This window comes from Streptomyces sp. NPDC046379 (genome assembly GCF_055587785.1).
This window is the reverse complement of record NZ_JBVJFP010000005.1, coordinates 98,313-111,673: the sequence shown is the minus strand read 5'-3', so window position 1 is coordinate 111,673 and position 13,361 is coordinate 98,313. Positions and strand designations below refer to the sequence as shown.

Here is a 13,361-nt window from a genome sequence, read left to right as displayed (position 1 = left end):
ACAGCTTCCACCCCGCGTCCGCCGGCACGGGAGCGGGACCGGCGGACCGGCCTGCGCGGCGTCGCGCTGCCGTTCGGCTCGCTCCTGCTCTTCCTCGGCCTGTGGCAGCTGCTGGCGGCGAGCGGGACGTGGAGCGAGACGCTGGTGCCGCCGCCGGCCACGGTGTGGGAGGCGTTCATCGACGTCTCCACCACGCACGACGGCGTACGCGGCTACAACGGCACCACGCTGGTGGAGCACCTCGGCATCAGTCTGCGGCGCATCGCGCTGGGCGCGGGCATCGGCATCGCCGCCGGCGTGGTGCTCGGGCTGCTCATGGGCACCGTCGGCTGGGTGCGCTCGCTGTTCGAGCCCTGGATCACCTTCCTGCGGACGCTGCCGCCGCTGGCGTACTTCTCGCTGCTGATCATCTGGCTCGGCATCGACGAGGAACCCAAGGTGACGCTGCTGGCCGTGGCGGCCTTCCCGCCCGTGGCGGTGTCCACGACCACGGCCGTCACGGCGGTGCCCAAGAGCCTGATCGAGGCGGCCCGTGCGCTCGGCGCGTCGCGGTGGGACGTGGTCAGGGACGTCGTCGTCCCGTCCGCGCTGCCCGAGACGCTCACCGGGGTCCGGCTGGCCGTGGGCGTGGCCTACTCCTCCCTGGTGGCCGCCGAGTTGGTCAACGGACTGCCCGGCATCGGCGGCATGGTCAAGGACGCCGCCAACTACAACAACACCCCCGTCGTCCTCGTCGGCATCATCGCCATCGGCGTCTCCGGCCTGATCATCGACGGCCTGCTGCTGCGTCTGGAACGCACGGCCGTTCCCTGGCGCGGTCGCGCGTAGAACGTCTCCGGCCCCTTTGCGTCCATCCCGCTCGCTCTCCTCCTCCCGCCCTTCTTTCCTTCCTTTCCTTCCTTTCCTTCCTTTCCTTCCGCACAGAACGGCTCCGTCATGTCCCGTGTCTCCCAGGGTCCTTCCCGTCGTCTCCTGCTCGCCGGCGCCTTCGCCGCCGTCTCCGCGGCCGTCACCGGCTGCTCCTCGGACAGCGAGGCGTCGGCGTCCGGCGGCTCCAAGCGGCTGCGGATCGGCTACTTCGCCTTCCCCAGCGGCGATCTGCTGGTGAAGAACAGAAAGCTGCTGGAGAAGGCGCTGCCCGGCTACGAGATCACCTGGATCAAGTTCGACTCCGGCGCCAGCGTCAACCAGGCCTTCCTCGGCAAGTCCCTCGACATCGCCGCGCTGGGCTCCAGCCCCTTCGTCCGCGGCGTGTCCGGCAGTTCGCCCATCCCCTACAAGGTGGCCTGGATACTCGACGTCGCGGGCGAGAACGAGGCCCTCGTCGCACGCAGGGCCACGGGCATCACCGACATCGCCGGGCTCAGGGGCAGGAAGATCGCCACCCCGTTCGCGTCCACCTCCCACTACAGCCTGCTCGCGGCACTGGACGCGGCGGGTCTGAAGCCGTCCGACGTCGAACTGATCGACCTGCAGCCGCAGCCGATCCTCGCCGCCTGGCAGCGCGGCGACATCGACGCGGCCTACGTCTGGCTGCCGACGCTGGACGAGCTGCGCGCGACCGGCACCCAGCTCACCAGCAGCAAGGAGATCGGCGCGGCCGGCAAGCCGACCCTCGACCTGGCCGTCGTCTCGGACGATCTCATCGCCAGGGACCCGGGGGCGATCGACGCCTGGCGCGAGGCGGAGGCCGAGGCGCTCAGGCTGCTCAAGTCCGACCCGGACGGCTCGGTGCGGGCCGTGGCCGCCGAGCTGGGCATCAGCACGGCGGACGCCGAGGCGCAGCTGGCGCAGGGCGTGTTCCTCACCCCCGAGCAGGTGGCCTCCGCCGACTGGCTGGGGGGCGAGGACGGCCCGGGCAAGCTGCTCGGCTACATCACCGACACCGGCCGGTTCCTGGCCGACCAGAAGCAGATCGACGCCGCGCCCTCCGAGGACGTGGTCCGCGAGGCGTTCTACCTCAAGGGGCTGGCCGATGTCCGCGCCTGAGACCGCCGAAGCCGCGCAGGCGGTGGCCGCCGAGCCCGCCGGGTCCGTCCGTGTCGACGGCGTCGTCCACCGGTACGGCAGGGGCGAACAGACCGTCACCGCCGTCGGACCGGTCGACCTGACCGTCCCCACCGGGGAGTTCGTCGTCCTGGTGGGCGCCTCCGGCTGCGGCAAGAGCACGCTGCTGCGGCTGATCGCCGGCTTCGAGCGGCCCACGCACGGCTCGGTGCGGGTCTCCGGCGCCGACCCGCGGCCCGGCGAGACGTCCGGGGTGGTGTTCCAGACGCCTCGGCTGTTCCCGTGGCGGACCGTGCGGGGCAACATCGACCTGGCGCTGCGCTACGCCGGGGTGGAGCGCGCCCAATGGCCGGTGCGACGGGCCGAGTTGCTGGCCAGGGTCGGTCTCGCGGGTACCGAGGAGCGGCGGGTCTGGGAGATCTCCGGCGGACAGCAGCAGCGCGTCGCGATCGCCCGGGCCCTCGCCGCGGAGAATCCGCTGCTCCTGCTCGACGAGCCGTTCGCGGCGCTGGACGCGCTGACCCGGGAGCGGCTCCAGGAGGACGTGCGCCGGGTGGCCGACCTGACCGGGCGGACGACGGTGTTCGTGACCCACTCGGCGGACGAGGCGGTGTTCCTCGCCTCCCGCATCGTCGTACTGACCAGGAGCCCGGGCACCGTCGCCCTGGACCTGCCCGTCACCCTGCCCCGCGGCGACGTCGACGCCGAAGGGCTGCGCGGCTCGCGGGAGTTCGCCGAGCTGCGCGCCCAGGTGTCCCACGCCGTCAAGGCGGCAGCGGCGGCCTGAGCCGCGTACCGGCACACGACCCGTACCACCACGACCACCCGTAACCCACGGGCGAAAGGACATCCCCATGAGCATCCTCCGCGAACGGCCCGCGCTCGCGCAGCTTCCGATCACCGAACTCGGCCCCCGCTTCGGCGCGGAGATCCACGGCATCGACCTAGGCCGCCTCGACGACGACCAGGTCCTCGCGCTGCGCGAGGCGCTGGTCGCGTACAAGGTCCTCTTCGTGCGGGGCCAGCACACTCTGGACGACGCCGCGCAGATCGAGTTCGGCAGGCGCCTGGGCGAGGTCACCGTCGGGCATCCCGTCCACGACTCGGGCGACGTGGCCCCCGAGGTGTACTCCCTGGACAGCCAGGACAACGGTTTCGCCGACGTGTGGCACACGGACGTGACGTTCGTGGAGCGTCCGCCGGCGATCTCGGTCCTGCGGGCCGTGGTGCTGCCGCCCAGCGGCGGCGACACCAACTGGGCGGACAGCCAGCTGGCCTACGAGTCGCTGTCGCCGGGGCTGCGGGCGTACGTCGACACGCTCACCGCCGTCCACGACGGCAGCCGTGAGTTCGGCTACTACCTCGCCCAGCGCCGGCAGGGCCGGGGCAACCTGTGGGAGGGCGAGGTGTTCACGGAACTGACGCCGGTGGAGCACCCGGTGGTGCGGGTGCACCCGGAGAGCGGTCGCAAGGGCCTGTTCGTGAACCCCGGTTTCACCTCGCACATCGTGGGGGTCTCGGAGTACGAGAGCCGGGGTCTCCTCGACATCCTGTACGCCCACCTGACCAAGCCCGAGCACGTCGTACGGCATCGGTGGCAGCCGGGGGACGTCGCGCTGTGGGACAACCGCAGCACCGCCCACTACGCCAACCGCGACTACGGCACGCGGCATCGCGTCATGCACCGCATCACCCTGCGCGGGGACACCCCGGTCGGCCCGGCGACCGTCGCGGCGGGCTGACACCCCCTCGTCGGCGCTCCCGTCCCGGCGGGCGGCGCGGCATCCGTTCGGCTCCCTCCCGCCTGCGCGCGCGGCCGACGGCGCGGACGGTGGGAGCATGTCTCCCATTCCAGGCGTCCGCGGCCGTGACGGCTCCTTCACCGGCGAGGTGACGGACGCCGTCACGGCGCGGGCCACGCTGCTCGTGCTCGGCGTGGTCGCGCTCCAGTTGCTGTTCATCGCCTCGTACGTGGGGGCGCTGCACGACCCGGCGCCGAAGGACGTCCCCTTCGGCGTGGTGGCGCCCTCGGGCGCGGCCGGGCGGACGGCGGACCGGCTGGACCGGCTGGACCGGCTGCCCGGATCACCCCTGGACGCGCGCCCGGTGGGCAACGAGGCCGACGCCCGGAAGCAGATCCTGGACCGGGAGATCGACGGCGCCCTCGTCGTCCAAGCCCGCGGGGGCGCCGACACGCTGCTGGTCGCCTCCGGCGGCGGCACGGTCCTCGCCACCGCCCTGGAGGGCCTGGTCGCCCGGGCCGAGGGCGCGGAGCGGCGCGACGTGCGGACCGTCGACGTGGCCCCGACCTCGCCGCGGGACTTCGACGGGCTGTCGTCGTTCTATCTGGTCGTGGGCTGGTGCGTCGGCGGCTATCTGTGCGCGTCGATCCTCGCCATCAGCACCGGCGCCCGCCCCGCCACCCCCCGCCGGGCGGTGATCCGCCTGATCGTGATGGCGCTGGTCGCGGTCGTCGGCGGACTCGGCGGCGCGGTGATCGTCGGGCCGGTCCTGGACGCGCTGCCGGGCGGTGTGGCCGCTCTGTGGGGTCTGGGCGCCCTGGTCACGTTCGCGGTGGGCGCGGCCACCCTCGCCCTGCAGGGCGTCTTCGGCGTCGTCGGCATCGGGCTGGCGATCCTGCTGGTGGTGATCGCCGGCAACCCGAGTGCGGGCGGCGCCTTCCCGTTGCCGATGCTGCCGCCGTTCTGGCGGGCGATCGGCCCGGCACTGCCGCCGGGGGCCGGGACGTGGACGGCCCGCTCGATCGCCTACTTCGAGGGCGCCGACGTGACGGCCGCGCTGCTGGTGCTGTCGGGGTGGGCGGTCGCCGGGGTGGCGGTCACCGTGCTGGCGGCGGCGCGGAGAGGCGGACGGCAGTCGGCGCGGGCGTCCCTTCGGCCGCCGTGACGATTGGCCGGTGCGGTGGGCGGACATGCACTCACCGACGAACGGACGAAGGAGCCGAGGTGACGAGGAACCCCGCCGACGCGGTGGAATCGATGGAGCAGCTCGCGACGGTCTGGCGTGCCATGGTGCTCGACCGGAACCCGGGGGCCGACGTCCGTGACCTGCCGGGCATCGCGGTCCGCTGGGCGGGCTGCCGGTTCGCCTTCTGGAACTGCGTCACGCTCACCGACACCGGAGCCGGCCCGGACCTGCTGGAGCGGCGGCTGGGGCAGGCGGCGGACCTGATGCGGTCGAAGGAGCACGCGGGCTTCCTGTGGGTCTTCGAGGACCTCCTGGGCGCCGAGGCGCGCGCGAACCTGCCGACGGCGGCCGGGCGGGCCGGTCTTGCGCACGCCTTCACGGGCGTCGGCATGGCCGGTGACCTGCTGCCCCTGCCCGAACCCGCGCACCCGGACCTGACGTTCGTCCGCGTCGCCACGGACGAACACCTGCGCGCCTACGCGGACCTCAACTCCCGCGCCTACGGCATGCCCCTGGAGGACGGCCGCGACGGGCTCGCGGGCTCCGCGCTGTGGCGCGGCGAGGTGCACGCCTGGCTCGGCCTCCGGGACGGCGTCCCGGTGAGCTGCGCCGGATCGGTGGCGGCCGACGGCCGCCTGTTCGTCGCGCTGGTGGCCACGGACCCGCGCTGGGAACGCAACGGCTACGGCGAGGCGGTGACCCGCAAGGCCCTGTACGAGGGCGCCCGCGCCACGGGCCTGACCCGCGCGACCCTCCATGCGACGGCGGCCGGCGCGCCCGTGTACCGCCGGATCGGCTTCGCTCCGAACTCGCCGCTGCACTTCTTCGCCCTGGGCAGCTGAGCACGGGCGGTCGACGCCAGGTCACCGCTGCCTGGCCGGCCGGACTCGGAAAGCACCTGGGCAACGGTGGAACGTGACCGTCCGGCGCATGCGGTCGAGCCCCGGGACACGTCGTGACGGCGGGCCGCGCGGGGTACGGGGCTCGGACGGCCGACGGGCTGCGGTGCCCCGCACCGGCCCCGTCCTTCAGCTCAGGCCCTGAACCGCGTAGATCCCTCCGAAGGCCGTGGCCAGGATGCCGAGCAGCAGGCGCAGGACGGGCTCCGGCAGGCGCGGTTGCAGATGGGCGCCGAGATAGCCGCCGATCAGACCGCCGAGGCCGCAGGCCAGTCCGAGGCGCCAGTCGGGGGCGACCTCGCCGGCGCCGGTCAGGGACAGCAGCGCGAAGGTCGCCGCGCCGGCCACGGAGGTGACGAACGTGGCGGCGAGGGCGGCAGGGGCGACCCGGCTCACCGGCATGCCGCGGCCGACCAGGACGGGGCCGAGCAGGGAGCCGCCGCCGATTCCGTAGATGCCGCCGATGATCCCGACGGCCACGGCGAGGGCGATGACGAAGCGGGGCGAGGGTTCCGCCGCCGGGGCGGGGCGGCCCGGGCGCGGGGTACGGGCGATCAGCCACAGGCCGAGCGGCAGCAGCAGCCCGGCGACCAGCAGGCGGAACACGCTCGCCCCGGGCACGGCGAAGACCCGCACCGCGGCGCCGACGACCACGCCGGGCAGCGTGCCCGCGACCAGGAGGCGGGTCAGCGGGCTGTTCAGCACCCCCGCGCTGCGGTAGCGCACCAGGGCGCCCGGCCCGGCCACCACGTTGTACAGCAGGTTCGTCGGGGTGACCGCCGGACTGGGCACGCCGAACGCGCTCAGCTGCACGGGCAGCAGGAAGACCGCGCCCGAGACCCCCACGGGCGCGGTCACCGCCGCGATCGTCAGGCCGACGGCCAGGCCGTACAGCTCCGCCGGCACCGCCACGTCAGCCCCCGATCCGTGCCATGTCGGCCACCCCCGCCGCCTGTTCACACATCCGCCCGGTGTTCGTCCGCTCGGTGTCGTCGTCGAGCCCGCGGGCAGAGCGGCCCCCGCCAGCCGGGGGCCGTCAGTACACGGTCACCGGATGCCGCACCACGGCGTCGAAGAGGTAGCCCTGGGCGTTGGGCACGGCGACGTCCGGCTGGCTGCGGCCCGCGGTGTCGGTGGCGCGGGCCAGCAGTTCGACGGGTCCGGGCGCGACGGGCCTCCAGGGGACGGACCAGCGCGTCCAGCTGTCCGGGCGGGGGCGGTCGTGGAGCCGGGCCGGGCGCCAGGTCGCGCCGCCGTCGGTGCTGACGTCGACCCGCGCGATCGCTCCCGCGCCCGACCAGGAGCGGCCGTGCAGCACCTGGCCGGCGCCCGCCGGGAAGGCCGCGCCGCGCACCAGCTCGAAGGCGCTCTTGACGGTCTGCCGGGTGAGGGGCGCGCTGCCGCCCTCCGGGTGGGCGGGGCCGAACAGCCGGTAGAACGTGGTGTTCCACGGCGAGAACAGCGGCTGCGCCGACACCTCGATGTCGCCGACCCACTTGACCGACGCGATCCCCACCCAGGAGGGCACGAGCACGCGCACCGGATACCCGTGGTCGGGGGGCAGGGGCTCGCCGTTCATCTCGTAGGCGAGCAGCACGTCGTCGAGGGCCTTGGCCAGCGGCAGCGGGCGGCGGACCCGGCCGAGGTTCTCCCCGCCGCTGACGTACTCGGCGTCCAGGCCGCGGGGCTGGACGTCCACGGCGCGGGAGGAGAGTCCGGCCCGGCGCAGCACGTCGGCCAGGCGCACCCCGCGCCAGCGGGCGACGCCGACCGCGCCCAGCGTCCAGGCGGTGCCGGTGACGGCCTCGCCCTGCTGGGAGGCGTAGTACGTGCGGCCGTTGCCGGCGCATTCCAGGAACGCCGTGCGGGTGACGGAGGGCAGGGCGCGCAGATCGTCGTAGCCGAACTCCACCGGCCGGTCCTCGCCGGGTGCCCCGCGCAGTCCGCTGCCCCACAGCCGCAGTCGCCAGTCGTGGGCGTCGAGCAGGGGGGTGGCGGTGTGGTTGCGGACGAAGAACAGGTCGTTCGGGGTGAGGCGGCCGGTCCCGCGCAGGGCCTCCCAGCGGGTCTCGGCGTTGGTGCCGCGCAGGATGAACGACTCGGGCGGCAGCGGTTTGACGATCGTCGCGTCCGAGGCGCGTCGGGGACCGTCGGCGCGTGCGGGGCCGGGCGTGGGGAGCGCGGTCGCGGCGGCCGTGGCGGCGAGCAGCGTGAGCAGACGGCGGCGGCCGACGCCGTCCGCCCGGGCGTCGCCGGCGAGCCACTGGCGCAGTCTGTGCCGGTCGTATGCGGTTTCGTCGTGCCGGGCGGCGGATGCGGGCATGGCGGTCCTCGTCATCGGTGTGGCCGGACAGGGGGCGGGGCGGTGGTGCGAAGGCGGAAAGCGCCTGGGCGCCGGTGCGCGGGACGGGTCGGGCCGGCTGTCGCGTCAGCCGCGACAGCCGGCGGACCACACCCGACCGAAGTCCGTGCGGTCATGGGCGACCGGACGCGGCGCGGCGTTCATGTGATCAGTTGAGCAGCCCTGCGCCCGTCTCGTCAATCGTGCGCCTCTGAAGTGCAGGTTCACCCTTGGTCCCGGATGATGAGATCCAGTTGTCCAGAATACGAACACCCCCTTGGGATGCACGCCACCGTCTGCCACGATCCCTAGCAACCAGGTAGGAAAACTAGGGATCGGGGGTGGTCATGGGCGCGCTCACGCACGCGAACCGGTGGCTGCCTCTGCTGACCACGCGCCGCCACATCGACCTCGGCCGCACGTCCAGCGCCATCTGTCGGCCTTGCGACGCCCCCGCAACCGACGCGTCGCCCGGCGACGCTCCGTCGTCCCACCTCCCTGATCGCCCTTTTCCCCGAGAGGACACTCCGTGTCTGCCGCAAGACCGCTCTCCGCCCTGCGCACCCTCGCCGTCATAGCCGCGCTCCCCCTCGTCCTCACCGCCTGCGGCTACGGTTCCGACTCCGCCGACGAGGGCGAGCAGGCGGAAGTCGCGGCCGGCGCCGAGAAGCTCTCCGCCGACGAAGTGACGATCGGCTACTTCCCGAACCTGACCCACGCCACCGCTCTGGTGGGCGTACAGGAGGGCCTGCTCCAGAAGGAACTGGGCGGCACGACGATCAAGACGGCCACGTTCAACGCCGGCCCGTCCGAGATCGAGGCGCTCAACGCCGGTTCCATCGACATCGGCTGGATCGGCCCCTCCCCCGCCATCAACGGCTACACCAAGTCGAACGGCCAGAACCTGCGCATCATCAGCGGCTCCGCCTCCGGGGGCGTGAAGCTGGTCGTCGACCCGAAGAAGATCAAGTCCCTCGACGACGTCAAGGGCAAGAGAATCGCCACGCCCCAGCACGGCAACACCCAGGACGTCGCGTTCCTCAACTGGATCGCCGACCAGGGCTGGAAGGTCGACGCCGAGAGCGGCAAGGGCGACGTCTCCGTGGTCCGCACCGACAACAAGATCACCCCGGACGCCTACAAGTCCGGCTCCCTCGACGGGGCCTGGGTGCCGGAGCCGACCGCCTCCAAGCTGGTCGCCGAGGGCGCGAAGGTGCTGCTGGACGAGGCCGACCTGTGGCCCGACAAGAAGTTCGTGATCACGAACATCATCGTGTCGCAGAAGTTCCTCGAGGAGCACCCGGACGTCGTGGAGGCCGTGCTGCGCGGCTCGGTGAAGACCAACGAGTGGATCAACGCCAACCCCGAGAAGGCCAAGGCGTCCGCGAACGCGGCGCTGGAGAAGCTGTCGGGCAAGGCGCTGCCCGCCGAGGTCGTCGACCCGGCCTGGGAGTCCATCACCTTCCTGAACGACCCGCTGGCCGCCACCCTCAACACCCAGGCGCAGCACGCGGTCAAGGCCGGTCTGCTGGAGAAGCCCGACCTGGCCGGCATCTACGACCTCGCGCCGCTCAACAAGGTCCTCAAGGCCGAGGGCGAGACCGAGGTCGACGACGCCGGCCTCGGCGCGTAGTGACCACTGCCGTATCCCGATGAGTTCCCAGGAGGTGACGACCATGGCCACCACGGTCGCCAAGGCTGCCGAGGACGCCGCGGCGGTGACGTACGCCGCCCGTGTCGAGCACGTCTCGAAGTCCTTCCCGGTCCCGGGCACGGCCCGCGGACAGCAGCTCGTGCTGGACGACATCACGCTCGACGTCGCACCCGGCGAGTTCGTCACCCTCCTGGGTGCCTCCGGCTGCGGCAAGTCCACGCTGCTCAACCTGGTGGCGGGCCTCGACCGGCCCTCCGCCGGCTCGATCGGCACGGACGGCCGGCCCGCCCTGATGTTCCAGGAGCACGCCCTGTTCCCCTGGCTGACCGCGGGCCGGAACATCGAACTCGCCCTGAAGCTGCGCGGGGTGCCCCGGCCGGAGCGCAGGCCCGAGGCGGAGCGGCTGCTGGAACTCGTCCGCCTCAAGGGCGCGTACGGCAAGCGGGTGCACGAGCTGTCCGGCGGCATGCGCCAGCGCGTGGCGCTGGCCCGCGCCCTGGCGCAGGACAGCCGGTTGCTGCTGATGGACGAGCCGTTCGCCGCGCTGGACGCCATCACCCGTGACGTCCTGCACGACGAACTGACCCGTATCTGGGGCGAGACGGGCCTGTCGGTGCTGTTCGTGACGCACAACGTGCGCGAGGCGGTGAAGCTGGCGCAGCGCGTGGTGCTGCTGTCCTCGCGGCCCGGTCGGATCGCCCGTGAGTGGACCGTCGGCATCCCGCAGCCCCGCCGGATCGAGGACGCCGCGGTCGCCGAGCTGTCCCTCGAGATCACCGAAGAACTGCGCAAGGAGATCCGCCGCCATGGCCGGCACTGACACGGACACCGGCGTGGGCGCCGGAAAGACGCGCGACGCACAGGACCTGGCGGGGCTGGAGGCCGGACTCGACGCGCTGGAGACGGTGCAGACCGCCCGTACGCCGCTGCGCGAGACCCTGCTGCGCAAGGCGCTGCCGCCGGTCACCGCCGTCGCGCTGGTCCTGGTGGTCTGGCAGCTGCTGGTGTGGTCGGGGGCCGCGCCCGACTACAAGCTGCCCTCGCCGTCCGCGGTGTGGGACGAGGTGACGGACGCGTGGCTGCGGGGCACGCTGCTGGACTACATCTGGACCAGCGTCTCGCGCGGTCTGGCCGGCTTCCTGATGGCGCTCGCCATCGGCACGCCGCTCGGCCTGCTGGTCGCCCGGGTGCGGTTCGTCCGCGCTGCCCTCGGCCCGATCCTGTCCGGCCTGCAGTCGCTGCCGTCCGTGGCGTGGGTGCCGCCTGCCGTGATCTGGCTCGGCCTGAACGACTCGATGATGTACGCCGTGATCCTGCTCGGCGCCGTCCCGTCCATCGCCAACGGTCTGGTCGCCGGCATCGACCAGATCCCGCCGCTGTTCCTGCGGGCCGGGCGCACGCTGGGCGCGACCGGGCTGAGCGGCGCCCGCCACATCGTGATGCCGGCCGCGCTGCCCGGCTACCTCGCCGGCCTGAAGCAGGGCTGGGCGTTCTCCTGGCGCTCGCTGATGGCCGCGGAGATCATCGCCTCCTCGCCCGATCTCGGCGTGGGCCTTGGGCAGTTGCTGGAGAACGGGCGGAACAACTCCAGCATGCCGCAGGTGTTCCTGGCCATCTTCCTGATCCTGCTGGTCGGCATCGCCATCGACCTGCTCGTCTTCAGCCCGCTGGAGCGGCGGGTGCTGCGCAACCGGGGGCTGGTGACGGCGCGTTAGCCGACGCCGGCGGGTCGGGTGCTCGGGGCGCGGGTGAAGCGTTCACATGGTCGTCCTGCGCGATCACGTCGTCCTGCCCGGCCGCAGGGAGCCCGTGGTCGCAGGCCGAGCCGCACCGGGCCGGCGGCCCGTGGCGTCGGCCGGCGCGTCAGAGGACGGCGAGCAGGTCGTCCAGCGGGGCGGGGACGCGGGCGGGGTCGAGGGCCTCGACGAGGACGCGGCCGTAGCGGATCTTGCGTCCCTTCTTCGTGCCGAAGAAGCGCCGCAGCTGCTGTTCGGGCGGGCGGCCCTGCTGAGCGGGCTGGCGCAGGAAGGTCCGCAGGGGGCGCAGCTCGCCCTCCGCCCGGACGAGTTCCGTCACCCGTGTCACGCCGAGGGCGCGGATCAGCTCGTCCTCCAGGTCCGCCGCGCAGACGAAGTACCCCTGCCGGCCGGCGCCCGCCCCGTCCAGGGCGCGGGCGTAGTAGGGCCGCTCCCGCTCGTCGCACAGGCCGGTCAGGCGCAGGCCGAGGCCGCGCGGCCCGAGGAGGTCGGCGAAGCGGCCGACGCTCATCGCGCCGCCCATCGCCAGGACGCAGACGCCCTCGGCCTCCAGGTCCCGGCCGCGTCCTTCGGCCAGCGCGTCGACCGCCGCGACGTCACTCGGCCCTTCCAGCAGGACCACCGCCCGGACGGACAACCGCTCCGCCAGCTCGCGTGCGGGGTCACCGGAACCGCCGGCCGCCCACGCGGTGACCGCGTCCCGGAAAGCCCCCATGTCTGCCATGGCACGAGTCTGCGCCGTCCGCGGCCCCGGCGGTAGGCAATTTCCGCCGCCGCCGGACACCGGCGAGGGCATCTTCCCGTGCCTCCCCGGGGCCGGGGCCCTGGGGAAGCCGGCAACGGCGTGTGATGAGGCCGGTGCTACCCCCGCGGTGCATTCCGGGTCGGCGCCGCGGCGTCCTGCTGGGCCGGGTGGCCGGGGACGCCCCGTTCTGGATGAGCGGCGACCAGTACGCGTACTGGTCGCAGACCCACCTCACCGTCGACGTGGTGCCCGGCCGGAGCAGCGGGTTCTCCCTGGAGGCCCCGGAGGGCGTGCGCTTCCTGCTCCGCTCCCGGCTGCTGACGGACGAGGGGCTGGCACGCGTCGAGGCGGAGCCCCCGCTGCCGACCGGCGCGGACCCGACGGCCGGCTGAGGACTCGGTCGCGGGTGCCGCGGATCAGCGCAGGTCGAGGCGCATCAGGACGCGGGGGTGGCCGGCCAGCACCGAGGTGGTGTCGGCGGCGTGGACGAAGCCGGCGCGTTCGAAGTTCTTGCGCAGACCGGCGTACGCCATGGTCAGGTCGACCCGGGCGTCGCCGTTGTCCAGCGGGTACGCCTCGACCGCCGGGGCGCCGTGGGCGCGGGCGAAGTCGACGGCGCCGGCGATGAGGGCGTGCGAAACGCCCTGCTTGCGGTGGCCGGGACGGACCCGGATGCACCACAGCGACCACACCGGCAGGTCGTCCACGTGCGGGATCTTGCGGTTGCGGGCGAAGGACGTGTCCGCGCGGGGCGCCACGGCGGCCCAGCCGACCGGTTCGTCGCCGTCATAGGCCAGCACGCCGGGCGGCGGGTCGGCGCGGCACAGTCCGGCGACGTACTCGCCGCGGGCGGGGCCGCGCAACTCGTTGTTGAGCCGGGAGGGGATGCGGTAGCTCAGGCACCAGCACACGTTGGCCCCGGGCGACTTGGGGCCGAGGACGGCGCGGACGTCCTCGAAGACGGAGGCCGGGCGGACATCGATGGTCATACGGCCACGATGTCAGCCCGGCCCGCGGCCCGCAGGCCGTC

The 13,361-nt window shown here is 73.5% G+C and carries 14 protein-coding genes and 1 pseudogene; 11 read left to right on the top strand and 4 right to left on the bottom strand.

What is annotated here, in order from left to right; translation table 11 throughout:
- The first annotated feature begins 51 nt into the window (after nt 1–51).
- The 6 genes from ACZ6KF_RS11355 to ACZ6KF_RS11330 all read left to right on the top strand — a co-directional run bounded on the left by ACZ6KF_RS11355 (nt 52) and on the right by ACZ6KF_RS11330 (nt 5,777).
- Nucleotides 52–828, top strand: a complete 777-nt coding sequence (locus ACZ6KF_RS11355) for an ABC transporter permease (RefSeq protein ID WP_356633827.1) — start codon at nt 52–54, stop codon at nt 826–828.
- A 108-nt stretch (nt 829–936) separates the two neighbouring features.
- Nucleotides 937–1,989 (top strand): taurine ABC transporter substrate-binding protein, encoded by a 1,053-nt coding sequence (locus ACZ6KF_RS11350; RefSeq protein WP_469238208.1) that lies wholly within the window; start codon nt 937–939, stop codon nt 1,987–1,989.
- Entirely contained in the window at nt 1,976–2,794 is an 819-nt protein-coding gene (locus ACZ6KF_RS11345) for an ABC transporter ATP-binding protein (RefSeq protein ID WP_356633791.1), read from the top strand. The genes ACZ6KF_RS11350 and ACZ6KF_RS11345 overlap by 14 nt, the downstream gene beginning before the upstream one ends.
- A 67-nt stretch (nt 2,795–2,861) precedes the next feature.
- Nucleotides 2,862–3,749 carry a TauD/TfdA dioxygenase family protein gene (locus tag ACZ6KF_RS11340; protein ID WP_469238205.1) on the top strand — a complete coding sequence of 296 codons (888 nt, stop codon included), beginning with the start codon at nt 2,862–2,864 and terminating at the stop codon, nt 3,747–3,749.
- Nucleotides 3,750–3,846: 97 nt separating this feature from the next.
- Entirely contained in the window at nt 3,847–4,914 is a 1,068-nt protein-coding gene (locus ACZ6KF_RS11335; RefSeq protein WP_469238203.1) for an ABC-2 transporter permease, read from the top strand.
- A gap of 92 nt (nt 4,915–5,006) precedes the next feature.
- On the top strand, nt 5,007–5,777 hold the full coding sequence (locus ACZ6KF_RS11330; protein WP_356633829.1) for a GNAT family N-acetyltransferase: 771 nt from the start codon (nt 5,007–5,009) through the stop codon (nt 5,775–5,777).
- Nucleotides 5,778–5,963: 186 nt separating this feature from the next.
- Here ACZ6KF_RS11330 and ACZ6KF_RS11325 read toward each other — a convergent pair whose 3' ends face one another.
- Nucleotides 5,964–6,746: a TSUP family transporter gene (locus ACZ6KF_RS11325; protein ID WP_356633797.1), complete on the bottom strand. Its 783-nt coding sequence runs from the start codon at nt 6,744–6,746 to the stop codon at nt 5,964–5,966.
- A gap of 124 nt (nt 6,747–6,870) precedes the next feature.
- Nucleotides 6,871–8,157, bottom strand: coding sequence for a sulfite oxidase (locus ACZ6KF_RS11320; protein ID WP_469157733.1), 1,287 nt, complete (start codon nt 8,155–8,157; stop codon nt 6,871–6,873).
- Nucleotides 8,158–8,522: 365 nt separating this feature from the next.
- Here ACZ6KF_RS11320 and ACZ6KF_RS11315 point away from each other — a divergent pair, with 365 nt between their 5' ends.
- From ACZ6KF_RS11315 to ACZ6KF_RS11300, 4 genes are read left to right on the top strand one after another with little or no spacing between them, the layout of a single operon-like run.
- A complete protein-coding gene (locus ACZ6KF_RS11315) occupies nt 8,523–8,753 on the top strand; it encodes a putative leader peptide (RefSeq protein WP_356633801.1) in 231 nt (76 codons plus the stop codon).
- The gene (locus ACZ6KF_RS11310) at nt 8,705–9,808 is read left to right on the top strand and encodes an aliphatic sulfonate ABC transporter substrate-binding protein (RefSeq protein ID WP_469238202.1); all 1,104 of its coding nucleotides are present in this window, start codon (nt 8,705–8,707) and stop codon (nt 9,806–9,808) included. Before ACZ6KF_RS11315 ends, ACZ6KF_RS11310 begins: the two co-directional genes overlap by 49 nt.
- A 19-nt stretch (nt 9,809–9,827) precedes the next feature.
- Complete coding sequence (locus tag ACZ6KF_RS11305; protein WP_356633805.1) at nt 9,828–10,649, top strand: ABC transporter ATP-binding protein; 822 nt, start codon at nt 9,828–9,830, stop codon at nt 10,647–10,649.
- Nucleotides 10,636–11,544, top strand: a complete 909-nt coding sequence (locus tag ACZ6KF_RS11300) for an ABC transporter permease (RefSeq protein WP_469238201.1) — start codon at nt 10,636–10,638, stop codon at nt 11,542–11,544. The genes ACZ6KF_RS11305 and ACZ6KF_RS11300 overlap by 14 nt, the downstream gene beginning before the upstream one ends.
- A 148-nt stretch (nt 11,545–11,692) precedes the next feature.
- On the opposite strand, the gene ACZ6KF_RS11295 is transcribed toward ACZ6KF_RS11300, so the two are convergent.
- Nucleotides 11,693–12,310, bottom strand: coding sequence for a TOPRIM nucleotidyl transferase/hydrolase domain-containing protein (locus ACZ6KF_RS11295; RefSeq protein WP_469157735.1), 618 nt, complete (start codon nt 12,308–12,310; stop codon nt 11,693–11,695).
- 135 nt (nt 12,311–12,445) lie between these two features.
- Here ACZ6KF_RS11295 and ACZ6KF_RS11290 point away from each other — a divergent pair.
- A pseudogene (locus ACZ6KF_RS11290) lies at nt 12,446–12,723 on the top strand (DUF779 domain-containing protein); the annotation flags it as partial.
- A gap of 24 nt (nt 12,724–12,747) precedes the next feature.
- Here ACZ6KF_RS11290 and ACZ6KF_RS11285 read toward each other — a convergent pair.
- Complete coding sequence (locus ACZ6KF_RS11285; RefSeq protein ID WP_356633811.1) at nt 12,748–13,320, bottom strand: GNAT family N-acetyltransferase; 573 nt, start codon at nt 13,318–13,320, stop codon at nt 12,748–12,750.
- Nucleotides 13,321–13,361: the final 41 nt, after the last annotated feature.